At 70.0% G+C, this 23,142-nt stretch carries 15 protein-coding genes; 9 read left to right on the top strand and 6 right to left on the bottom strand.

From position 1 onward, the window contains the following. Positions 1 to 262 precede the first annotated feature (262 nt). The 3 genes from ACFSXZ_RS30495 to ACFSXZ_RS30485 all read left to right on the top strand — a co-directional run bounded on the left by ACFSXZ_RS30495 (position 263) and on the right by ACFSXZ_RS30485 (position 3,953). Positions 263 to 1,966 carry a sensor histidine kinase gene (locus tag ACFSXZ_RS30495; RefSeq protein ID WP_378268843.1) on the top strand — a complete coding sequence of 568 codons (1,704 nt, stop codon included), beginning with the start codon at positions 263 to 265 and terminating at the stop codon, positions 1,964 to 1,966. A 146-nt stretch (positions 1,967 to 2,112) separates the two neighbouring features. Continuing rightward, a complete protein-coding gene (locus ACFSXZ_RS30490; protein ID WP_378268841.1) occupies positions 2,113 to 3,393 on the top strand; it encodes a YrhB domain-containing protein in 1,281 nt (426 codons plus the stop codon). After that, complete coding sequence (locus ACFSXZ_RS30485; protein WP_378268840.1) at positions 3,390 to 3,953, top strand: type VII secretion system-associated protein; 564 nt, start codon at positions 3,390 to 3,392, stop codon at positions 3,951 to 3,953. Before ACFSXZ_RS30490 ends, ACFSXZ_RS30485 begins: the two co-directional genes overlap by 4 nt. A gap of 12 nt (positions 3,954 to 3,965) precedes the next feature. Here ACFSXZ_RS30485 and ACFSXZ_RS30480 read toward each other — a convergent pair whose 3' ends face one another. Both ACFSXZ_RS30480 and ACFSXZ_RS30475 read right to left on the bottom strand, forming a co-directional pair. Beyond that, entirely contained in the window at positions 3,966 to 6,689 is a 2,724-nt protein-coding gene (locus ACFSXZ_RS30480) for an ATP-binding protein (RefSeq protein WP_378268838.1), read from the bottom strand. Then, positions 6,686 to 7,219, bottom strand: a complete 534-nt coding sequence (locus ACFSXZ_RS30475; RefSeq protein ID WP_378268836.1) for a sigma-70 family RNA polymerase sigma factor — start codon at positions 7,217 to 7,219, stop codon at positions 6,686 to 6,688. Before ACFSXZ_RS30475 ends, ACFSXZ_RS30480 begins: the two co-directional genes overlap by 4 nt. Before the next feature lie 293 nt (positions 7,220 to 7,512). Here ACFSXZ_RS30475 and ACFSXZ_RS30470 point away from each other — a divergent pair, with 293 nt between their 5' ends. Then, complete coding sequence (locus ACFSXZ_RS30470) at positions 7,513 to 7,698, top strand: hypothetical protein (RefSeq protein WP_378268834.1); 186 nt, start codon at positions 7,513 to 7,515, stop codon at positions 7,696 to 7,698. A gap of 285 nt (positions 7,699 to 7,983) precedes the next feature. After that, positions 7,984 to 8,943, top strand: coding sequence for a TAXI family TRAP transporter solute-binding subunit (locus ACFSXZ_RS30465; RefSeq protein ID WP_378269094.1), 960 nt, complete (start codon positions 7,984 to 7,986; stop codon positions 8,941 to 8,943). Here the strand turns inward: ACFSXZ_RS30465 and ACFSXZ_RS30460 are convergent. The 3 genes from ACFSXZ_RS30460 to ACFSXZ_RS30450 all read right to left on the bottom strand — a co-directional run bounded on the left by ACFSXZ_RS30460 (position 8,928) and on the right by ACFSXZ_RS30450 (position 15,978). Further along, entirely contained in the window at positions 8,928 to 10,286 is a 1,359-nt protein-coding gene (locus ACFSXZ_RS30460) for a sensor histidine kinase (protein WP_378268832.1), read from the bottom strand. The genes ACFSXZ_RS30465 and ACFSXZ_RS30460 overlap by 16 nt on opposite strands. A gap of 83 nt (positions 10,287 to 10,369) precedes the next feature. Then, positions 10,370 to 11,074: a response regulator transcription factor gene (locus ACFSXZ_RS30455; protein WP_378268830.1), complete on the bottom strand. Its 705-nt coding sequence runs from the start codon at positions 11,072 to 11,074 to the stop codon at positions 10,370 to 10,372. Positions 11,075 to 11,244: 170 nt separating this feature from the next. Beyond that, positions 11,245 to 15,978 carry an NAD-glutamate dehydrogenase gene (locus ACFSXZ_RS30450; protein ID WP_378268829.1) on the bottom strand — a complete coding sequence of 1,578 codons (4,734 nt, stop codon included), beginning with the start codon at positions 15,976 to 15,978 and terminating at the stop codon, positions 11,245 to 11,247. Between the two features lie 340 nt (positions 15,979 to 16,318). On the opposite strand from ACFSXZ_RS30450, the gene ACFSXZ_RS30445 reads away from it, so the two are divergent. Together ACFSXZ_RS30445 and ACFSXZ_RS30440 are read left to right on the top strand one after the other, a co-directional pair. Continuing rightward, positions 16,319 to 17,797, top strand: a complete 1,479-nt coding sequence (locus ACFSXZ_RS30445) for an amino acid permease (RefSeq protein ID WP_378268828.1) — start codon at positions 16,319 to 16,321, stop codon at positions 17,795 to 17,797. Between the two features lie 351 nt (positions 17,798 to 18,148). Further along, positions 18,149 to 18,772 carry a helix-turn-helix transcriptional regulator gene (locus ACFSXZ_RS30440; protein WP_378268826.1) on the top strand — a complete coding sequence of 208 codons (624 nt, stop codon included), beginning with the start codon at positions 18,149 to 18,151 and terminating at the stop codon, positions 18,770 to 18,772. A 509-nt stretch (positions 18,773 to 19,281) separates the two neighbouring features. Here the strand turns inward: ACFSXZ_RS30440 and ACFSXZ_RS30435 are convergent. Beyond that, complete coding sequence (locus tag ACFSXZ_RS30435) at positions 19,282 to 19,929, bottom strand: helix-turn-helix transcriptional regulator (protein ID WP_378268824.1); 648 nt, start codon at positions 19,927 to 19,929, stop codon at positions 19,282 to 19,284. 92 nt (positions 19,930 to 20,021) lie between these two features. Here ACFSXZ_RS30435 and ACFSXZ_RS30430 point away from each other — a divergent pair, with 92 nt between their 5' ends. Further along, the gene (locus tag ACFSXZ_RS30430) at positions 20,022 to 22,265 is read left to right on the top strand and encodes an ATP-binding protein (protein WP_378268823.1); all 2,244 of its coding nucleotides are present in this window, start codon (positions 20,022 to 20,024) and stop codon (positions 22,263 to 22,265) included. Positions 22,266 to 22,377: 112 nt separating this feature from the next. After that, the coding region (locus tag ACFSXZ_RS30425; protein ID WP_378268822.1) for an ESX secretion-associated protein EspG at positions 22,378 to 23,142 on the top strand (765 nt) is incomplete at its 3' end.

Raw genomic sequence — 23,142 nt, 5'->3', positions numbered from 1 at the left:
GCCGGGACGGAGGCCGCCCGGCACGATCGCCTCGCCTTTCCGCCGTTCAGGTCGTTTGGGCACAGTGTTCTCCCCGAAGTCCCCAATCGCGTCGTGCGCTCTTCCGGCGACGGCGGACCGCGCGTTTGAATCGCTTCCGCGCGGTTCGGCGATTGCCCGGCCTGGCGGGGCCACCAGAAAGGGGGTGCGCGGGCTCGTGTCATTTCGGTCGGGGAATCTTCCGGCCCGGCTTCGCGCGCTGCCGCGGTGGCGGGAATGGAGTATGCCGGTCACGTTCGCCGCGATGCTCGCCGTGCCGGCTGTCCTCGCGTTCGTGGCCGGTACCGTCCTGGTCTGGCAGGGCGTGGGCGCCCGCGATGTGGCGCGGCGCGACGCCACCATTGTCCACAGTGAACATCAGGTGTCGGCCGCGATCACCGCGCTGCGGGCCGAACGCGCGGCCGTCGCGGGTGCCCGACGGCCCGGCCAGGCTCGTGCCGAAGTGGATTCCGCGGTGGGAAGGCTCGGCAGCATTCTCGCCGCTCCGGACGGCCGGGTCGGGGAAGTCGCCAGTGGACAGCTGTCCCGGCTCGCCGAGGTGCGTGCCATGGTGGATCCGGCCGCGATGACAAGCCGGTATTCCGTGATCACCGGGGCGCTCTTGGATCTCGACGCCTCGTTCGTGGCCGAGCTCTCCGACGCTCGTCTGGCCGCGCGTCTCACCGCTGCGCACGCGCTGTCGCGAGCCTGTGAATACCTCGCCCGGCAACAGGACCTGCTGGACCTCGGGTCGGCAAAGGGTGGTCTCGACGGTGCCGAGCTGAGCCAGGCGAGCGAGGCGGCCGTGCTCGCCGCGAACTGGCCCGGCGAGTTCACCGCGGCCGCCCCCGGCGAGGATCCGGCCGGGTACTCGGCCGGCAAGCTCGCGGAGGTCGCGGCCCGGTTCGCCGATTCGGCCGACGCCGCGGCGAGCGCGACCGTCGACGAGGCCACCGCCGCACTACGGAACCTGGTCATTGTGCTGGTGGCCGCCGCGCTTGTGGCCGGTGTGGTGATCACCGTCGTCCTCCGTCACCTCCGGAGGTCAGCCCGGTCGTTGCGGACCGCCGCGCTCGACATCGCCGGGAACGAACTGCCGGAGACGTTGTCGGCGATACGTGCCGGCCGTGCCGCCGACGGGGAAGGGCCGAGGCTGCCCGCGTTCACGAACGCCGAGATGGCGGAGGTGGCGGCGGCTTTCGAGTCGGTGTGCGACCGGGCGGCCGGAGCCGTGGCCGAGCAGGTGCGGTTGCGTGCCCTCCACGCCGAAGTGTTCACCGGCATGGCTCGCCGGGCTCAATCGCTGGTGCGGCACCAGCTTCGCCTGGCCGAGGACTTCGAGCGGGACGGCCTGCCTGTGCCGCAGCCGCGCCGGTTCGGTCGTCTCGCCGCGCGGCTGCGCCGCACCATCGAGAACGTGCTGGTCCTCGCCGGTACCGAGCTGGTCCGCGAGCGTGCCGAGCCGGTTCCGCTCGGGGAGGTGTTCGCCGCGGCGCTGTCGGAAATCGAGCAGTACCAACGGGTCGAGGTGTTCGACCTGCCGGACGCGGCGATCGCCGGTGCCGAAGCGCGCGACCTCATCCGGATTTTGGCGGAACTACTGGACAATGCCACCTCGTTCTCCCCGGCGGAGCACGACGTGCTCGTCCAGGCTCAGATCCTGCGTGACGGCGCCCTTTCCATCGCCCTGATCGACAACGGCATCGGCATGTCGGACGAGGAGGTGCTGGGAATGAACGAACGGCTGATGAATCCCGGCTCGCTCGAACCGGCGCGCTCGGCGCGGGTGGGACTGCTGGTCGTGGGCAGGCTCGCCGAAAGGAACGGCTTCGGCGTCGAACTGCTGGGCGGCGACGCCTCTCCCGGAGTCACCGCGGTGGTGTCGGTGCCCTCCGGACTGGTGCTCGGCTCCCGGGCGGTCCTGGCCGCCGGGGCGGGGAGGCGATGAGCTGTGCTCACGGCGCGGGTATCGCCTGTCATCGCCGCGGTGATCACGGGATCCGTGATGGGAGTAGGGTCTGGCAGCACCCGGCCCGGCATCGTGGCACCCGGAAATCGGACTACGCTAACCGCTAGAGCTTTACGGAGAACGAAGTGAACGAGCTTGCCGGACGAGCAAGGACCTGGCTGGACGCGACCTACGGCGGGCTGGTGACCCTGGACGACGAGCAGCCGCTCGCGCAGAGCGAGCGTTCGGCGTTGTTCGGTTGCCGCTACACCAAGGAGAAGGAGCCGATGCTCGCGGCCACCTTGTGTGTGCCCGTCGACGGCGACGACCCCTTCCCGGTGGCCAACGCCGACCCGCTCGACGAGGACCTCAACCTGTCGAGCCCGTCCGCGGCGGGGTTGTGGCGGTGGCGGGTCAACGCCCGCAACTGCCTTGTCGCGACGGACGCCGCGCTGAGCCACCATCCCGCCACCGCACTGCCGTGGCAGGCGGCCGACGAGGAACCCGGCTGGTGGGACCGGATGATCTCGAGGTACTTCCCCAGCGCCGAAGTGTCGGCGTGCCGGGACTGGGCCGAGGTCAGTCAGGCCATTGTGGACGGTGGCATGGGGACCAAGGGAGCGGTGTGGCTCCAGCGTCAGCTGGACGGCCGCACGCTGACCGGCCATCTGCTCTATGTGGACCTGACCGAAGACGGTGTCGTGGTCATCGACGGCCAGCGGGGGAGCCTCGCTCGCCTGGCCGAGGACGAGGTGGCCGGCCTGGTGCTGGCCCGTTTCCACCGCGACCCCGTCGACGAGGTCCCGGAGATCGACGTGCCGTGGCTGGGCGAAGCCACCCGTTTCGAGCAGGCCGTGGAGAAGGCCGGTCTCTGGCTCAAGTACACCTATGACGACGAAGCCGAACTCGTGTCCCCGGACCCGGAGGACGAGATGGAACGCGGCTGGCTGTTCGCGTGCAACACGCGGCGTTTCGCGGCCTCGGGAGACTGGCAGGACCAGATGCTCGACGCCGCCGTGGTGGTTCCCAAGGCCTCCGGCGAATCGCCGTTCGGACTGCCCAACCGCGACCCCTGGGGCTGGCTGGAGGACTGGGACGACAGCACGCCCGGGCTGCCCGAGCCACCGCCGCCCGGCCAGGCCGCCTGGTACGCCCCGACCATCGCCCAGCTCGGCACGGTGACCAGTGTGAACGCGCACCCGCACTGGGGTTCGGCGTTCGAGGAGATCACCTCCTTCCCGTCCGGCACCCGTGCGCTGATCTGGGTGCGCCGCAAGGACTTCCGCGGCCGGGAGTCCGTCGGCCACCTGCTGTGGGCGATCCACGAGGGCACCGGCATCCAGATCATCGACCCGATGTCCGAGGACGGCCAGCCGGTCATGGACCCGAGCCCGTTCGAACTGCGCGTGATCCGGGTCGCGGCATGACTGAGCCCGCCGGGGAAGAGGGCATGCCCGACGAGCCCGATGTCATCGGCCGGTTCGTGCTTGTGGTGGATCCGGCGTGGGAACCTTCGTCGCCGGACGACGAACCGCCCGCGGAGGCGGTCGTGGGCGGCTGGTACTTCGATGAGGACGGCAACAACCGGCGTTTCCAGGCGAATCCGGCCTACCGGCCCAGCAGGCCGGGCTCGCCGACCGACCCGGTCGACGCGGAGATGCAGCTCGTCGTGCGCGGCGGGACGGACGGCTCCACGCTGATCGAGGTGATGCGTGACGCCGTCTTCGGTGTCGCCGTCGACGAAGAAGGGCTCGTGATCGTGGCGCCCGCGCCGGACGACGTGCCGTCGGTGCTGGTGACCACGGCGGCCGTGCACCGCGAGCGGGTGCAGGCCGCGGGGTGGGTGGAAGCCGGTTTCGCCGACATCGTGAAAGCCTTGCCGGACAGCGGCGTCGACGTGTTGCTCAACCCCGGCGCTCCCGCCTCCATGCGGCTCGAAGGCGCCATCCTGAAACAGGTGCCGCTCGAGGACGACGACGAAGACTGACGTGGCCGGTGCTCAACCGCCGAGACCGGTGAGCACCGACATCGCCAGTTCCACCCGCGACCGGTAGCCGGTCCGGGAGAACAGCCGTGCCAGCCTGCCTTCCACGCTTTTCTCACTGGTCCCCAGCACGGTCGCGATCTGCTTGTTGGCCAGGCCGTCCGCGACCAGGATGGACAGCAGCCGCTCGTTCTCCGCGACGGTCTGCCGCCGGCCCGGAATCGACACCCCGTGCTCCTGCATCAGGTTCCGCAGCCACGCGCGGTTCAGCAGGGCGCCGAGCTCGCCGAGGATTTCATACGCTTCGGCCAGCAGCGCCGGATCACCCTGCTTGTGCGTGACCAGCCGGGCGATCACCTCCGCGAGCTGATACGGGCGCCCGAGTTCGCGGGCCAGCCGGATGGCGTCCTCGCTCGCCTTGGCGTCCCGCTCGACGAGCGCACGGGCCAGCGCCAGGGTCAGGGCCGTGCCCGGGGTACCCGAGCGGGTCGCCACCCGCTCGATGTCGAGCATGTACCGGCGGGCCGCGGCGAGTTCCCCGCGGTCCATCGCCAGTTCCGCGAGCTGGAGCAGCAACGTGTCGGTGCCGATGACCAGATCTCGTTCCCCGGCATAGCCGACGCCGTGCAGTAAGCGTTTTCTCGCCTGGTCCGGCTGGCCCAGCGCGCGGTCGATCAAGGCTTCGGCGCCGTCGAGCAGATAGGGCAGCGGGGTTTCGGCTTCCCGTGCCACCATGAGCAGTTCACGGCCGCCGGTGAGTTTTCCGCGCGAAAGCTGGATGGTCGCGGCGGCTTCGTGCAGGAACGTATGGGTCAGGTCGTGGCCGCGTATGGTGCCGGACGCGATGGCCCGCCGGGCGAGCTCCATGGCCTCGTCGAACCGGCCTTGGTGGGCCGCGAGTACCGCCCGTGCCGAGGCGGGAAGCGCAGGCGTGGACGGGAGATCCTCCACCGCCGCGACGCCGTTGCCGATCAGCTTCATGAGCACGCGCATCCCGGCCACGCGGGCCTGGCGGCGTTCCGCGCTGTCCGAAAGCTGTCGGTAGGCCTCCTCCGCACACCGTTCGGCGAGCAGGTGACTGCCGGAAACGAAATGTGTCAGCGCCTCGACGAGATGACCGGAAGACGCGGAGAGCGGCCCGCTCGTCCACTCTTCCCGCGACCCGGCCACCAGCGTTCCGCATTCGCGCCAGCGGCCCAGAAGCAACAGCGCGGTCGCACGGGCCACCACGCGCCGTGGATCGGGATCCGCCGCCAGATCCTTCAGCGTCGCCTTGTCCCCGACCGCGTGCGAGGCGAGGACGCGAATACGGTCGAGTTCGCCGGATTCGTCGTCGGAGAGCTGACCGTCGAGTTCGCGGCAGATCGTCTCCGCGCACACCAGCGTCTGCCGGTAGTCGCCGTGCGCCAGGCACAGCATGGCTTGAGTCAGCAACGTCCGGGCCCGGTCGGACTGGTCCGTGGACAGCGCCGCCGCCGAGCGGAGCCACCGGTCGTCGTAGGCGCCGGCCTTCGCCGCGTGGCTCAGCAGATCGTTCTTGGCGCGCGCCGGGTCGACCATCTTTCCCGCGATCGCGAGCTGGTCCGCGCGGTAGTCGGGGTCGTCGCAGTCGGCGTTTCCCTGCCACAGCGCGGTGATCGCGCGTTGCGCCAGATGCCGCCTCTCGAACGGCCCCAGCTGGGCGGACAGCGCGGAAGCCAGCAACGGCACGCGGAAACGCCACCGGCGGCCGCGTGCGCTGTGCCGCAGCACACCGGCATCACGCAGTTCGCCGAGGACCTGCCGGGCTTTGGTTTCGGCGACCCCGAGCGCCTCCCCGAGCAGCTTCGGTGCCGCGTCTCCGAGGGGATGCAGCACGGCGACGGCCTTGGCCACTGACCAGGTGAGCGGGCCGTTGCGCCGCACGCTCAGCAGGAGCTGGTGGTTGGCGGGCAGGGTGGGGCGGTTGTGGCGCGGGGCGAGGTGGGCGTAGCCGTCGACGACCCGGATCTCCTCGGCGCGCCGGTAGGCGTCGATCGCCGGGACCAGCGCGGCGGGCAGGCCCCCGGTGAGACGCCGGAGGTGGGTGACGAGTTCGGGATCCGGCCGGGCGTTGAACGCCGCGGCGGCCACCGCGCCGATGTCCGCCTCACCCAGCGGCCGCAGATTCACCTCGTGCAGCAGGTTTTCCGCGCGAAGCGCGTCCAGGGTCGCGCACCCGGCGGCGAACATCGGCCCGGTCACCGGTACGCGGACCGCGCACACGCACAGCACACTCGTCCCGGCGAGCCGGCGGGCCAGATGGTCCACCACGGCAAGGGAATGCGGGTCCATCCACTGCGCGTCGTCGATCAGGATCGCCACGTCGCCCGCCGCGGTCAGCGGCTCCGCGATCGCGGCGGCGGTGTGCCGCGGGGTGGCCGCGGCGTGCGTGCCGGTCAGCGGGTCGACCGGTGACCACCACATCGACGGCTGCCCGCCGCCGTCCCCGGGCGGCCCGTCGATCGACCGGAGTGCGCTGTAGAGCGGGGTCGGGATCGGGTTCGGCGAAAGTCGCAGCAGCAACGGCCGGACGCCCTGGCCGGAAAGGGCCGCGCACAACTGGTCCAGCAGCGTGCTGCGGCCCGAGCCGACCGGCCCGGTCACCGTGACCAACGGGCGGGCGGAGTCGCGGGCCAGGATCGCCGAGATGATCCGCCGGTTGCGGTCGGTGTCGGCGGGCGGGTTCCGCGCGGATTCAGCCAGCGCGTTCGCCTTCACTGGGCGGCCCGGCGGTCCGCGAGCAGTCCACGGAGTGCCTGTTTTCCGTAGTAGGAACGGGACTTCACCGTCCCCGGCGGTATCCCGAGCGTCCTGGCGGTCTCCTCCACGCTCCGGTCGAGGAAGTAGAGTTGTTCGACCACCTCCCGTTGCACGGCGGGCAGATGGTCGAGCGCGCCCGACAACGTCATGGCGTCGACGATATGATCGGCGTGATCATGATGCACATCGGAGGTCGTCTCCGGGTCCGGTGTCTCGGGATGCTTGCCACGCAACCGGATCCGGTCGATGGCGAGGTTGCGCGCCACGGTCAGCAGCCACCACCGTATCGACCCCTGCCGGGCGAGAAGCCGGTCGGCGTTGCGCCACGCCCGCAGCACGGTCTCCTGCACGATGTCCTCGGCCATGCCCCGGTCTCCGGTCAGATGGAAGGCGTGGGCGGCGATCGCGGCGGCGTGCTCGCTGAACAGCGCCCGCACCAGCGCTTCACCCGCCGTTTCCTCCCGCCGCCGGGCTCCGAGAAAAATCATCGCCTCTCCCTGCCGGGTCTTCTCTGCCGGAGGTGAAAATACCGTCCGGTCCCGAATCGAGGAACGCCGCTGCCCATTCTCCTCACGGATGTTGCCCCGCACCGCCCGTACTGTGCCTGAAAAGGTGTGTCTCGGCGTCCGTACGTGCTTTTCGCGGGGTTGCGGGGTGAGTCGTGGTCGGCGCGGGCTATCCTGGTGCGCAGCCGGAAAAGACCAATGGAGCGCCCGGCTCACCGATCACGGTTTTCCGAGCGGACGCCCCGGCCGATGAGACTGGAAGCCGAGTGATGGCGATGACGACGATGACGGGCTCCGCCCCGAAACCCGACATGAGCTGGGAAACCCTGCTGAACGACTACCGCGCCTCCGCGGTGTCGCTGCTGCGCCACCACGGCGTGAACGGGCGGACCTGTACCGAATGCGGGCAGCCGGTGCCCTGCGATGCCCTCCGTGGTGCCGAATTCATTCTGGAGCTGTGAAATACCGTGCCGCGGGTGGGGCCGGGCGTGAATTTCCCGTACGGTAAGCTTTTCCGCGGCGCGGTTTCCCCAGCGGGAAAGAAAAACGGCGCCCGTCTCCGGCCGTGATCAGGTGAGCCGGCGGGCCGGACACGGTGGCCCGCCGCCGGTCCGCCTACCACGGTGTATCCGGGGGCAGAATTCCGGTGCGGGAAGGGAACTTCGCGCCGCCAACCCCGGTGGTGTCGTTAGGATCGACCGCAAAGAGCCGGGAACGAGGCTCGTGGTGGATGCGGTGGTCGCGTGATGAGGGATGCCCGGACAGCCGGGCCGCCGGTGGCGGGACGGCGCGCGGTGCTGCTGGCGGCGGGCCTGGCGTTGCTCGGCGGGTGTGCGACCCGCTTCGACGGGACGCGCCTGAGGATCACGACCGGCAGTGCCGGCGCGGTCTACAACCAGCTCGGCGCGGCGCTTTCCACGGCCTGGGCATCGACTCTCGGGGTCAAGCCGGAGGTACTGACCAGCGCGGGGTCGGGCCAGAACCTCGACCGGCTCCTGGCCGGGCAGGCCGATGTCGGGATCACCGCGGCCGACGCGGCAGCCCTGCGCTCGCTGGGAGACGGCGGGCGTCTTCGGGCGCTGGCCCGCATGCACGACGACTACGTGCAGGTGGTGGTGCCCGCCGGGTCGAAGGTGCAGCGGCTGGCCGATCTCCGGGGCCTGCGCGTCTCGGTGGGGCCGGCCGATTCCGGCGTGCGGCTGCTGACCGACCGTCTGCTCCAGATCGCGGGACTGCCCCGCGAAACCGACATCCAGCAACGTCGTCTCGCCATCGACGACGCGGTCGACGGGCTGGCGCGCGGATGGATCGACGCCTTCTTCTGGTCCGGCGGGCTTCCCACCGAACAGGTCGCTTCGCTGGCACACCGCATCCCGATCCGTCTGGTCGACCTGTCGGACGTGCTGCCCGCGATGTCCCGGACCTACGACGTCTACGAGCCCGCGACCCTGCCCGCCGCGACGTACAACTTGCCCGAGCCGGTCACGACTCTGCTGCTGCCGAACTACCTTCTGGTCACCGACCGGATGGCTGATCCGCTGGCCCAGGCACTCACCGAGGGCGTCTTCGACGCGCAGGCCGCGCTCGCCGCGGCGAACCCGGCGGCCCGCTCGATCGACGTGCGCTCAGGCGTGGAAACGGTTCCGGTTCCCCTGCACGCCGGCGCGATGGCGTATTACCGCGCCGCGCACTACGTCAACGACTGATAGGGCAGGCTCACCGAGATCCGCAGGCCGCCGTCGTCGGGGAGTTCGAGCTTGAGATCGCCGTGCGAGCGGTCCACGATCTGCCGCACGATCGACAGCCCGAGCCCCGAGCCGGACACGTTCTGCTGGGCGGGACTGCGCCAGAACCGGTCGGTCGCCCGGTCCAGTTCGGACGGATCGATCCCGGGTCCGTGGTCACGCACGACGATCGTCACCATGTCACCGGAACGATGGGCCTCGACCTCCACTCTGGACGGTTCATGGCCCGCGGTGAACTTGACCGCGTTGTCCAGAAGGGCGTCCAGGACCCGGTCCACGGCACGGGGCACGGCGTAGACGGAAAGTCCGTCCGGGATGTCGGAGTACAACTCGACGTCCCGCGCGCGAGCCACCGCGCGCCAGGCGGTGACCCGGTCGTTGAGCGCCGCGCTGGCGTCGATCTCGATCGCCACGCCGGAACTCGCCTCGGTCTTCGCCAGCGTGAGCAGTCCGTCGAGTACTTCGTTCAACCGCTGGGCCTCGCTGACCGCCGCCGCGTAGTCCTCGATCCCGTCGCGGGTCACCGATTCGTCGAGGTTGGTGAGCCGGATGTGCAACGCGGTCAACGGGTTGCGCAACTGGTGCGAGGCGTCGGCGACGAAGGCCCGTTGCGCGGCAAGCACTTCGCTCACGCTCATCGCCATGGCGTCGAAGGACCGCGCGAGCTTGCGCAGTTCCGGTGGCCCGGTGCTGGCCGTGGACGGCTGGAAGGTCGCGCCCTCGGCGACCGCCTTGGCCACCTGGCCGGTGGCGTCGTCGAGGCGGCGGATCGGCCGCAGGATCCACTGCACCACCGGCAGGGCCAGCATGATCGCGAGGATCAGCACCACCATTCCGCCCGCCAGGACGAGCCACCACCACCACAGCACCCGCTGCCGCAGCGCGTCGGTCGGGGACACGGTGATGACCGCGCCGCGCACCTCGCCGTCCACCATCACCGGTTCGGCCAGCACCATCGGCCGGTCGCTCCACGGCAGGAACGATCCCGTGCTTTCCGGCTGACGGCCGGCCAGCGCCTCGCCGAGCCCGGCCCGCACGGCGGTGTCGGACAACGGGGGCGATTGGGCACCCTGCGCCACCGGTGTGCCGTCGCGGTCCACCACCAGCGACGTGACGCCGAAAACCTCCTTGTAGCGCCGCAGAACCTTCCCGAGACTGTCGTCCTGTGCGGTCAGCAGCGGACGCTGGGCCAGGGACGCGAGCCGTTCGGTCATGGTGAGCCGGTCGAGGAACATCCGCTGCCGCTCGCTGTCCGACAGGCTGCGCGCGAGCGGGACGCCGAGGCCCAGCAACACCGAAACCACAAGGAAAAGCACAACCGGGAGCAACCGTGAACGCACTCTGCCGCCTCAGTGCCTTTCCCGCGACGCCCCACGGCGCGCCGCGGTCACCGTGATCCCGCCTCGGTGTCGGCCGCGGTGGCCCGGACCACGCGCCCGGCCAGCCGGTACCCCACGCCCCGGACCGTCACGATCAGCCCGGGCCGGTCCAGCTTGGTCCGTAACGTCGCGACGTGGACGTCGAGCGTGCGGTTCGCACCGGGCCACGTCTCGCCCCACACCTCGGCGATCAAGCGCTCGCGCGGGCAGACGTCCCCGTCCGCGGCGGCGATCATCGCCAGAAGCTGGAACTCCTTGCGGGACAACGCGATGGGAGCGCCGTCCACGCACACCTCGTGGCGCGGGAGGTCGATCTCGATGTCCTCGAACCGCACCCGGTCCGGGCGAGGGGCCTGGGTGGCCGTCCGGCGGCGCAGCACGGCGTCGACCCTTGCCACCAGTTCGTCCACGTTGAAGGGCTTGACCAGGTAGTCGTCGGCACCCGAACGCAGACCGAGGATGCGGTCGTCGACCTGTCCCTTGGCGGAAACCACGATGATCGCCGTGTCGCCGCTGTCGCGGATGGCCCGGCACACGTCGAAGCCATTCATGTCGGGTAGCCCGAGATCGAGCAGGACGACGTCGGCCCCGGGGGCCTTGGCCAGCGCCTCCCGGCCGGTCGTGGCCCAGTCGGCGGCTATGCCGCGCCGGGCCAGCGCGGCGCGCATCGCGGCGGCGACGCGGGCATCGTCTTCAACGAGCAGCACACGCACCTACGGTCCTCCGGGTCTTCACCGTTGAAGGGGAATCCTGCTAGTGCTCGGCGCCGACGGCAATGTCCACGGACGGTATGTGCCCTAGGTGGCGGCAATTACTGTCCGTTCTTCCCGAAGGCGGTACCGCGGGGGGTGGTGAGCGGACGCTCACCACCCCCCGCGCGGGATCAGCCGACCATGCTCCGGATCTGGTCGACCGCGACGGTCAGCGCGGGCAGGTCCGCCCGCCCGGACCGGCTCAGCTCGTCGAGCACGAGCCGGGCCCGGGTGAGGCGGGACTTGTTGACCTCTTCCCACACGTCGATGGTGTCTTCGGCGCCGTCTCCGGCATCGCTGCCGAGGAACACGTCGAGGGTGACCGCGCGGAGTGAGTTGTAGAGATCGTCGCGCAGCACGAGCCGGGCGAGCGCGTTCCAGCGATCGTCACGCCGTAGTTCGCTCACCTCGGTCAGCAACGTGTCCGCACCCAGATGATCGGCCAGCGTGTAGTACAGCTCGGCCGCCCTCCGCGAGGCGGATTCGGTGGCGTCGTCGCCTTCGGCGGCCTTCGCGATCTCGACGACATCCAGCAGGGGATAGGTGGCCAGCAGGCACGCGACCCGCCGGGCGAGCGGCTCGGAAACCCCGTCGGCCATCAGGCGCTCGGCCTGGTGCCCGACGGCGCGCTTTTCCTCGCCGCGCACCAGATCCATGGCCTCGGCCTGGAGCCGCCGCACGAGCGGGCGGAACCGTTCGGTCTCGGCGGCCACGTCCAGCGGCTGCGGCCGCTGGGTCAGCATCCACCGCGAGGCGCGGTCGAGCAGGCGGCGGGTCTCCAGGGTCAGCGCGTCGGTGACCGTGGTGGGCAATGCCTCGCCCTCGCGGTCGATCTGGTCCCACAACGAACGCAGGTCGAACACCTCGGTCACCACGGCGAAGGCCCGCACCGCGTCGGCGGGTTCCACGGACAGTTCCTCGGCCAGCCGGAACGCATAGGACAGGCCACCGTTGTCGACGACCTCGTTGACCAGCAGCGTCGCCTCGATCTCCCGGCGCAGCGGGTGCTGCTCGATCGCGGCCGCGTACCGCTTCCGCAGGGGAGCCGGGAAGTAGTCGGCGACGCGGTGGGAGAAAGCGCTTTCTTCGACCAGGCCGCAGCGGAGGACCTCCTCCTTGAGGCCCAGCTTGACGTGTGCCATCAGGGTCGCCAGCTCCGGCGAGGTCAGTCCCTGCCCGGCACGCTCGAGCGCCACCAGTTCCTGCTTGGAGGGCAGGGCTTCGAGGCGGCGGTCCAGTCCGCGGTGCCGTTCCAGGTACTGGATCATCCGCGCGTGCACGAGCACCATCGCGGCCGCGTGCGCCCGGCTCACGCCGAGGACCCGGTTCTGCCGCCAGTTGTTGGCCAGCACCGCTTCCGCGACCTCGCCGGTGAGGGCGGCCAGCCGCTTGTCCCGGTCGGCCCGCGAGAGCCCTCCCTTCGCCACGACCTGGTCGAGCAGGATCTTGATGTTGACCTCGTGGTCGGAGCAGTCCACGCCGGCCGAGTTGTCCAGCGCGTCGGTGTTGATCTTGCCCCCGGCCCGGGCGAACTCGATCCGGCCGAGCTGGGTCAGACCCAGGTTGCCGCCCTCGCCGACCACCTTCACCCGGAGATCGCCGCCGTTGACCCGCACCGCGTCGTTGGCCTTGTCGTGCGCGTCGGTCTGGTGCTCCGCGGCCGACTTCACATACGTGCCGATCCCGCCGTTCCACAACAGATCGGCCGGTGCCCGCAGGATCGCCTGGATCAGTTCGGCGGGGGAGAGCGCTTCGGTGCCGTCGGCGAGCCCCAGCGCGGCGCGCATCGGCGCGCTGACCGGGATCGACTTGGCGGTGCGAGGCCACACGCCACCACCGGCGCTGATCTTGGCCGGGTCGTAGTCCGCCCACGACGAGCGGGGCAGCCCGAACAGCCGCTGCCGCTCGGCGAAGGACACCTTCGGGTCGGGGTCGGGATCGACGAAGACGTGCCGGTGATCGAAGGCCGCCACCAGGCGGATGTGCCGGGACAGCAGCATCCCGTTGCCGAAGACGTCACCGGACATGTCGCCGATGCCGACCACGGTGAAGTCCTGCGACTGGGTGTCCACGCCGAGTTCGCGGAAGTGCCGCTTCACGCTTTCCCACGCGCCCCGGGCCGTGATGCCCATCGCCTTGTGGTCGTAGCCGACCGAACCGCCCGAAGCGAACGCGTCACCGAGCCAGAATCCGTAGGCGGTGGCGACTTCGTTGGCGTAGTCGGAAAAGGTCGCCGTGCCCTTGTCCGCGGCGACCACGAGGTAGGCGTCCTCGTCGTCGTGCCGGACCACCCGCGGTGGCGTCACGACGCGCCCGTCCACCAGGTTGTCGGTCACGTCCAGCAGCCCGGAAATGAACATGCGGTAGCACGAGACGGCCTCGGCGACCAGCGCGTTCCGGTCCTCACCCGGCGGGCGCTTGACCACGAACCCGCCCTTCGCGCCGACCGGCACGATCACCGCGTTCTTCGCCGCCTGCGCCTTGACCAGTCCCAGGATTTCGGTGCGGAAATCCTCGCGCCGGTCCGACCAGCGCAGGCCACCGCGCGCGACCGGGCCGTATCGCAGGTGCACGCCCTCGACACGCGGGGAGTACACGAAGATCTCGCAGTGCGGCCGCGGCTGCGGCATCGTCGGCACCGCGGCCGAGTTCAGCTTGAGCGAGAGGACGTGGTCCTTGCCCGCCGGGTTGGCCTTGCCCACGAAGTAGAAGTAGTTGGTCCGCACCGTGGCGTGGATCAGGCTGTGGTAGCCGCGCAGGATCCGGTCGGCGTCGAGGCTGGTGACCTCGTCGACCAGGCCGGTGATCGTGGCGTCGAGTTCGGCGGTCCGCCGCTCCCGCTCGTCCGCTTCCGAGCACGGCGCGAACCGGGTCTCGAACAGGGACACCAGCGCCGTGGCGACTTCCGGGTGGGCGAGCAGCGTGTCCTGAAGGTAGCTCTCGCTGTAGGTCGTGCCGATCTGGCGCAGGTACTTGGCGTAGGCGCGCAGGAGCGCGGCCTGCCGCCAGTCGAGATCCGCGCACAGCACGAGCGCGTTGAACCGGTCCGCCTCGGCGTCACCGCGCCACACGGCCGCGAACGCCTCGGAGAACCGGTCGCGGGCGGCGGCGTCCCGCCAGACACCGGCCTGCTCGTGGGCGAGGCCGAAGTCGAAGATCCAGCGCTGGGTGCCGTCCCACGAAACCTCGTAGGGATGTTCGTCGACCACTTCGACGCCCATCCGGTCCAGCACCGGCAGCACCGCGGACAACGTGATCCGCCCGCCGCACAGGTAGAGCTTGAAGCGCGCCTCGCCGGCTTCGGCGCCGGAAGGTACGTAGACCGAAAGCGCGAGATCGCCGTCGCCGGAAAGTTTCCGCAGTTTCGTCAGGTCGGCCAGGCCGACCTCCGCGCCGAAGTCTTCCTTGTACGCTTCGGGAAACGCGGCGGCGTAGCGCTGGGCGAGTTCGGCACTGACCTCGATGTCGTTGCCGGCGAGCACCTTCTCGACGAGATGGTCGTCCCATCCGCGCACGGTGGCCGAGATCTTCTCGGTGAGGCGCTGCACATCCGGCTCCGCCACCCGCACCGCGCCGGTGTTGACGATGAACTGCACGGTGGCCAGCGCGGCTTCCCCGGCCCGCACGTAGTGGTCCACCGACGTGCCCCCGAGTTCGGACAGCAGCACCTTTTCCATCGCCAGGCGGGAAGCGGTGGTGAACCGGTCCCGCGGCAGGTAGACCAGGCACGAGTAGAACCGGCCGTGGGGATCGCGGCGCACGAAAAGCGCGATGCGGTGCCGCTCGGCCGGCGCGGGCACGCCCGTGACGACACCGTGCAGGAACTCCCAGTCCGCGGAGAACAGTTCGGTACGCGGGAGATCGTGCAGGATGCCGAGCATCCGCCGGCCGGAATGGGACTCCAGCGGCACACCGGCCTGGTGGATCGCCTGCAGGACCCGCTCGGAGACCACCGGGATCGCGGTGACGTTCTCGTGCTTGGCCGCGCTGGTGAAGGCACCCACGAACCGGTGCACGCCGGTGACGTGGCCGTCCGGGTGGAAGGTGCGGACTCCGATGTGGAACGGCGTGCCCGGACCGTGCACAGTGGACAGTCCACTCGCGGGGGCCAGCTCCAGCAGTGGCGCGCCCTTTTCCGGCGCGGGCGTGTCCAGCCCGGCCACGAGGGAGCTGTCCCCGCGCAACAGGCCGAGTCCCAGTACCGGATCCGCGGTGGGAGTGAAGTCGTCGAACCGGTAGCCGAGGAACATGAAATGGCCGTTCGCCAGCCAGCGCAGGAGCGCGGCGGCGTCGGCATCCTCCACGGCCGCGCCCACGGCCAGGGCGATGTCGCGCATCTCCTCACCGGCCCGGACGACTTCGCGGACGTCGTCCAGCACGGAGGTCAGGCGCTTGCACAGTTCCCCGGCACGGCCCTCGCCCCGCAACTGGTCGACCTCGATGCTCATCCACGACTCGACCAGTGCGCCCGACGGCGGGCGCTCCGGGTCGGCATCGGCGAGGATCTCGGTGAGCGTGCCCTCGGCGTCGCGGCGGACCACGACGATCGGGTGCACCACGCGCCGGACCCGGGTTCCGCTGCGGGCCAGTTCGTCGAGCACGGAGTCGACCAGGCACGGCATGTCGTCGGTGACCACCTGGATCACCGTGGCGGGGGAGGAGCGGCGGCTGCCGCCGGCGGCACGCTCCACCGTGGAAATCACCGGAGTACCCGGCTCGCGGACCTCGGCCAGCTCGCGGTGTGCGCGCACCAGCTCGATTTCCCCGGCAGCGGGATCGCCGGCCGGGACCGCACGGTAGTACAGCCGGCCCAGGTCACCGAGTCCGGCATCGTGGAAAATGGACAGGTCTTCGGTCAGGGTCATGACTCAAATCGCCTCTTCCGCTTTTGCGGAAAAGATGCCACTTCCGCGGGCCGGTCGCCAGAGGCGTTAAGAATGACTTGAGTTATCCGGTCGAATTGCGGTACACCGTTGTTGAGCAGGCCCGAAGGTGTCGCGAAGGCCGTTCGGGGAAGCGTTTCCAGGCGTACTCGCCGTTTTCCGGCCGCCAAACCTAATTCGGCGTCAAGGCAACATCAAGTTTCCCTCAAGGCGCATTGCCGGTGCCGTAACCGCCCTCACACCATGTACCGCTATGGCGCACCGAACCTGTGCGCCACCTCACCCGCTCCGGACCCAGTCCCCGATACGCAGAGGAAACCCCATGTCCCTACCTCCGAGCCCAGTCACCGTTGCCGGGCCACCCAAAGCGGCCGCCAAGGCCTTCGAGGCCGAGGACGCCGGCTATCACAAGGGCCTGAAGAATCGGCAGGTCCAGATGATCGCCATCGGCGGCGCGATCGGGACCGGGCTGTTCCTCGGTGCCGGTTCGCGGCTGCACTCCGCCGGACCGGCGCTGGCCATCGTCTACGCCGTGGCCGGGGTCTTCGCCTTCCTCGTGGTGCGTGCGATGGGCGAACTGGTGATGCACCGCCCGACCACGGGATCGTTCGTCTCCTACTCGCGTGAGTTCATCGGCGAGAAGGCGGCCTTCTTCGCCGGGTGGATGTACTTCCTCCAGTGGGCCACGGCGGGCATCGCGGACGTGACCGCGGTGGCCAAGTACACCCAGTTCTTCTGGCCCAACCTGCAGCAGTGGATTCCGGCGTCGATCGCGCTGGTCGTCATCCTCGCCGTGAACATGGTTTCGGTGAAGCTGTTCGGCGAGATGGAGTTCTGGTTCGCCCTGATCAAGGTGGTCGCGCTGGTCGCGTTCATGATCGCCGGGATCGTGCTGCTGATCGTCCGGACCCCGATCGCCGGGCACGCCACCGGACCGGGCCTGGTGTTCAGCCACGGCGGGATCTTCCCGGCCGGCATCCTGCCCGCGCTGCTGATCCTGCAGGGCGTCGTGTTCGCGTACGCCGGCGTCGAGATGGTCGGCATCACCGCCGGTGAGGCCAGCAACCCGCGGAAGATCATCCCCAAGGCGGTCAACTCGGTGGCCTGGCGGATCGGTGTGTTCTACATCGGTTCGGTCATCCTGCTGTGCATGATGCTGCCGTGGACCGACTTCCGTTCCGGTGAGAGCCCCTTCGTCACCGTGCTGTCCAAGCTCGGCGTGCCCGGCATGGGCGGCATCATGGACCTGATCGTGATGACCGCGGCGCTCTCCAGCGTCAACTCGGGCCTGTACTCCACCGGCCGGATCCTGAAGTCGATGGCGTCGGCCGGTTCCGCGCCGCGATTCCTCGAGAAGATGAGCAAGAGCGGTGTTCCCTTCGGTGGTGTGCTCCTCACCGCGGGCTTCTACCTGGCTGGCATCGTGCTGAACATGGTCGTGCCCAGCGAGGCGTTCGAGATCGCGCTGGAGTTCTCCGCCGTGGGCATCATCGCGATGTGGTCGATGATCCTCATCGCTCACCTCGCTTTCCACCGCAAGGCGAAGCGGGGCGAGGTGGAGCGGCCGTCGTTCCGCCTCCCGGGCGCGCCGTACACCAACTACATCACGCTGGCCTTCCTGATCGGCGTGCTGGCGTTGAGCTACTTCAACGGGGAGAGCGGCCGTATCCTGATCTACGGTCTGCCCGGCCTCGCCGCGCTGCTGGTGATCGGCTGGTTCATGGTGCGCGGGCGGGTGCTTCGTCTCGCCGCGGAACGAGAGCAAGAGGAATCCGCAGCCGGTCCGGTTGGCCTGGCCTGACGGGTTCTGCCCGATAGGTCGCCCTGTTCTGCCCTGATGGCACTCCGGTGACCGATCTTTATCAGGTTACCGGAGTGCCATGTAGACGGCTTAGAGACGCCGTGAAGAGTGTGCCCCGAAACTAGGTTCCACAAGTTCTTGTCGAGCCTTGCTTCGACTGAGCGCTATTCACAAGGTGAGGTTGCCGGTGGTGGTGAGACATGACGCGCCCGCGAAGCTACGAGGGTGGGAAGGCAGGCCGCCTTCCTGCCGGCCGGCGTGCGGCGCGGAAGCCACGGCCTGGCTGCCCGCACTCGTGGGCGCGCCCTGAATAACGCTGACCGTTGGGAAAGTGGAGAAAGCCGAGGAGTCATGGAGAAAACCCGCGTCACAGTGACCGCACTCGACCCGATTACGGTGGCGGGCCTGGCCAACTGCCTGTCGACGCGCTCCGGTGTGTCGGTGGTTTCCCAGCCGCGACCGGACGAGGTCGATGTCGTCGTGGCCGCGTTCGACCGCCTCACGCAGGCCGCGGTGGCCAGACTGCGCGCGCTGGCCGCCGAACTGGCCAAGCCGATCGTGCTGGTCATCAACGAAATCAAGGAGGTCGAGCTGCTCACCGCGGTGGAATGCCGGGTGGTCGCGCTCGTCCCGCGGACCGCGGTGACCGACGACCGGCTGGTCAAGGCGATCGAAGACGCCGCGGCCGTCGGCAGCGAAGTCCCGCCGAACCTGCTGGGGCAACTGCTCGAGCACGCCGAGCTGCTGCATCGCGATGTGCTCGCGCCCAACGGGATGGGAGCCTCCAGCCTGTCGGCCCGGGAGATCGACGTGCTGCGGCTGATGGCGGACGGCTTGGACACCAACGAGATCGCGCGCAGCCTGCGCTATTCGGAGCGGACCGTGAAGAACATCATCTACGCCATCACGAACCGTCTGAGCCTGCGCAACCGCTCGCACGCGGTGGCCTACGCGATGCGCGCCGGTGTCATCTGAACACTCCGCTGCCAGGCACCCTGCCGCCGGCTCGAGCGCGGAAGCGTTGCGGGACAACCGATCGCGCGACGACGCGTGTGACATCCGGAATGAAGTTGTACCACGTCAGATCCCTCACGACCTGAGGGAACCCCGCTCCACCGCTCGCGAACGGCGCCGGCCGTTTCCGCGAGCGTTCGCCGGGAGACATCCTGGCGCCGGTGACCCGGTCCCTGAACACCGATCACCGAGCCGCCCGGAACCCCCGGCCATCTGCGACTTCAGCATTCGGCGAGAGGGTCGCGGCCACGACGCCCGCTTTCGAGGTGCCCCTTCGAAAGCGACCGTCGTGGCCGCGGTAGGATAGGAAGAACGGCACGACACAAGAGCCGGTTGAGTGAGAAGTCCCTGAACGTGAAAAAAGACCGTCCGCAATGGACGGTCGTTTTTTTGTGTCCACTGGGGAGCGTCCGGCGGGCGCGGTCGGGCAGGGGAGCGCCTCGGACGCGGGTCGGCGAAGGCTCTCGGCCTCAGATCAGTCCCTGGCGCAGCGCGTGCGCGACCGCGTGGACACGGTTGCGGAGGCCGAGCCGGGTGAGCAGGCCGTGGAGGATGGTCTTCACCGTCCGCTCGGAATAGCTCAGCCGGGCGGCGATCTCGGCGGTGTCCAGGCCCTCGGAGAGCAGCCGCACCACGTCGGTCTCGCGGTGGGACAGGCCGCTGAGCGTGAGTTCGCGCGGCGCGAGGGTTTCTTCGTGCAGCCGGGACAATCCCCGCAGGAGGCCGCCGAGTTGTTCCGGGGGCAGGTCACCCCGCCCGTGGTGGGCGTCGGAGATGGCGCGCAGCAGCCGCTGCGTGGTCGCCTCGGCGCGGGGCACCATCACCACGAGGCCGTGTTCGATCGCGGTCCACAGTTCGGCCTGACGCGGGTTGTCCGCGACGAGCACCAGCCGGGTCGGCGAGGACAGCAGGTTCCGCAGTCCCGATTCGGCGACCGCCACCACCACGTCGGCACCGGCCGCGTCGTCGGTCAGTTCGACCCCGGCGGCGGTGCGCAGTTCACCGACCACCCCGGCGTGGACGAGCGGATCCGCCGCCCGCACGGCCACGCGGACCAGGGCGCGGCGGGGCTGCCCGGATCTCGCGCGGGGGTCCGGCCAGGCGATTCGTGAAGACATGTACTAACTCAACCGGGTGGGACCAGTGACGAACAAGGAAAACCGGGGGGCAGGTTTTCACCGGCAAGATCCTGCCGGTTGAATAGAGGGCGGTGGACGAGACAGACGCAAGGTCATCGACGTTCGGCAAGCTCCTGCTGGAGCACCGGCGCGCAGCCGGCTTGTCCCAGGCCGACCTGTCCCGCGCTTCCGGGATCAGCGTCCGGGCGCTCCGGGACCTCGAACGCGGCCGGGCGCAGGCGGCCCAGCAGCGTTCCGCCGAGGTACTGGCGGACGCCCTGGAGCTGACCGGCAGCGAACGTGAATTGTTTTTAACAATAGCGAAGGAAGGCCGCCGGCGCACGCCGCGTCCGGCCGGGCCGACCGCGCTCTGCGCGCTGCCGCCGATGGTGCCCGATCTGGTGGGGCGGGAAAGCGAACTGGACCAGGTGCGCCCGCCTGCCGACGAACGCGGCGCGGTGATCGCCATCGTCGGGCAACCGGGGGTGGGCAAGACCGCGCTCGCCATCGCGGCCGCGCATCGCCTCAAGGACGACTATCCCGACGGCTGCTTCGCCGTGGACCTGCGTGGTATGGACGAGCGGCCGCTCAGCGCGCGCGCCACGCTCGACCGGCTCCTGCGCGCGCTCGGCGTCGCCCCCGGTCAGATCCCGCTGGCCGAGGCGGAGCAGTCGAACCTGTTCCGGATGCTGCTGGAGGGGCGCCGGGTGTTGATCCTGCTGGACAACGCCTCCGACGAGAGCCAGGTCCGTCCGCTGCTCGCCACCACGCCGGGCTGTCTCACCCTGATCACCTGCCGCCGCGCGCTCGCCGGACTCGAATCGGCGCGCTGGGTGTGGCTGGAGTCCCTCGCCGACTCCGACGCGGTGAGCCTGCTGGCCACCATCGTCGGCGCCACCCGGGTGGACGCCGAACCGGAGGCCGCCCGCGAACTCGTGGCCCTGTGCGGAAACCTGCCTCTCGCGGTCCGGATCGCGGGCAACCGGCTGGCGACCCGGCCGCACTGGTCGCTGGACTACCTGGTCGCCCTGCTGCGCAACGAGCGCACCCGGCTCAACTCGCTGTCCGCCGGGGACCTGCAGATGCGGTCGGCGTTCGAGATCTCCTACCGGCGGCTCTCCCCGCCCGCGCAGATCCTGTTCCGGCGGCTGGCCGCGCTGCCCGGCGCGGACTTCGGCGCCCGGCTGGCGGGGGTGTGCGCCGGGATGCCCGAGCCGGACCTGACCGCCTGCCTGGACGAACTGGTCGACACCAGCCTCCTCCAGACCGCTTCGCCCGCCGGCCGTTTCCAGTTCCACGACCTGATCCGCCTGTTCGCCGTAGAACGGTGGGAGGCGGAGGAGAAACCCGACGACCGCGAGCGGCGCTACTACGCGGTGCTCGACCACGTGCTCGGCACCGCCACCGCCGCGGGTCGCGTCTTCTTCCCCGACGCCGTGTCCACCGCCCCGTTCGCTTCGCGTGAAGAGGCCGCGGACTGGCTGGAGGAGGAGCGCACGAACTGGCTGGCCGCGCAGCGCGAGGCGGCGCGGCTCGGGCATCACCGCGAGGTGCTCGACCTGGCGAGGGCGATGCACTGGTACTCCGACGGCTACTGGCTGCAAGGTCCGTGGGACGAGGTCTTCCGGCTGGGCGCGGAGGCCGCCCGCGCGCTGGACAGCCGGGACGAACTCGCCGTGATGCTCAACTTCCTCGGCTGGGCCCAGCAGGTCTGCTTGGAGGACAACGAGACCGCACTGGCCACCCACCGCGAAGCGCTGGCCGTCGCCACCGAGGTGGGCGAGTTGCGGGAACAGGCGTGGGCGCACGGTTACCTGGGTTCGGTGCTCCTGCGACTCGGCAGGCCCGAGGAAGCACTCGGCCATGCCCAGCAGTCCTGCGAACTGGGCGAGGAGTTCCCTTTCTGGTCGATGCGGCTCTCCCTCCACAACCGGCTCGGCCGGGTGCAGCAGGCACTCGGGCGGCACGAGGAAGCGCTTTCCACCCATCGCGATCTCCTGGCCGAGACCGCCGAACACGCGGACGAGGCTCCCGTGGAGGTCCGGCGCTGGATGTCCGCCGTGGTCACCCGTGAGATCGGCGGGGCGCTGTCCGGACTGGGGGAGTACCGGCGGGCCGCGGAGACCTTCCGCGAAGCGCGGTTGGTCTTCCGCGAATGTGGCATGCCGGGCATGGAAGGCAGCGCGCTGCTGGCCGAGGCGGCGGCGTGGCGCCAGGCGGGTGAGACCGCGCGGGCACGGGAATGCCTGGACCTCGCGCTCGAACTGCCGAATGTCGTCGCACGGGCCTGGCAGGAACAGGTTCGCGCCGAGATGGCCTTCTTACCTGAGGACTGAACGGGTAAGGTTGCTTGTTCGGTGGGACAATGCTTCACCGATCAAGCTGACGTGGGGGACGTCGCGGTGTTCACTTGACGGTGCTTCCGCGAATGTAACAGGGGGTTTCCCGGTGACTCGGCCCAGCGGCCCGGACTTCGTGTTGTCCACCCATGAGTTCGACATTCTCTGGTGGGCACTGGACTTCGGCCGTATACCGTACCCGCTGGAGGTCCCGCGCATCGGACGTACCCCGGAGCAGCGCGCCGAATTCGCCAACGAGGTGTACCGGGAACTGGGCGACCGCGGACTGATGACCGGCGCGGCCGTCGACGACGGCCTGGTGTCCGCGCTGCGCCTGCTCACCTGCTATCACGTCGCGGTCGACGTGGTGGGTGACATCGGCTATCCGGTGCGGGCACTGGCCGCGGCGGGCTCGGAGTGCGGGGTCCTCGCCGTGCTCGCGGGTGGTGAACTGTGGCTGACCAGGGTCTCCTCCACCGCGCTGGCCGCCGCGATCACCGGTGTCCTGCCCCGGTGCGCACCCGGCACCGGGCCGGAGAAGTCGTTGCCCTGCGCCGCTTTCGGGGAAGCGGGCGACCCGCTCGGGGAGGCGATCGCGGCCGCCGGCCTCGGCGGCGGGCGGCGGAGGAGCGGATTGTTCGGCGCCTCCACCGGTGACCACCGCCGGTCCGTCACCCCGGTGGTCTGGGTGGACACCGAAGAGGGCCGCTATGTCATGGCACGCAACGGTTCGGCGTTGCACGTGGCCCCCGGGGACAAGGCCGCCCTGGAACGGCATGTCGCCACGATCCTGGCCGAAGTGTCGGTGGTTCCGGCCCAGCCGGGCGCGAGCGCCGCGCCGGGGGTCTGGGGGCATGCCCCCAGCGGGGGTGCG

It is taken from the genome of Amycolatopsis pigmentata, from assembly GCF_042684065.1.
In the GTDB taxonomy this organism is placed as follows: Bacteria; Actinomycetota; Actinomycetes; order Mycobacteriales; family Pseudonocardiaceae; genus Amycolatopsis_E; species Amycolatopsis_E pigmentata.
The sequence above is the reverse complement of the archived record's forward strand: the minus strand, read 5'-3'. Positions and strand labels throughout refer to the sequence as shown.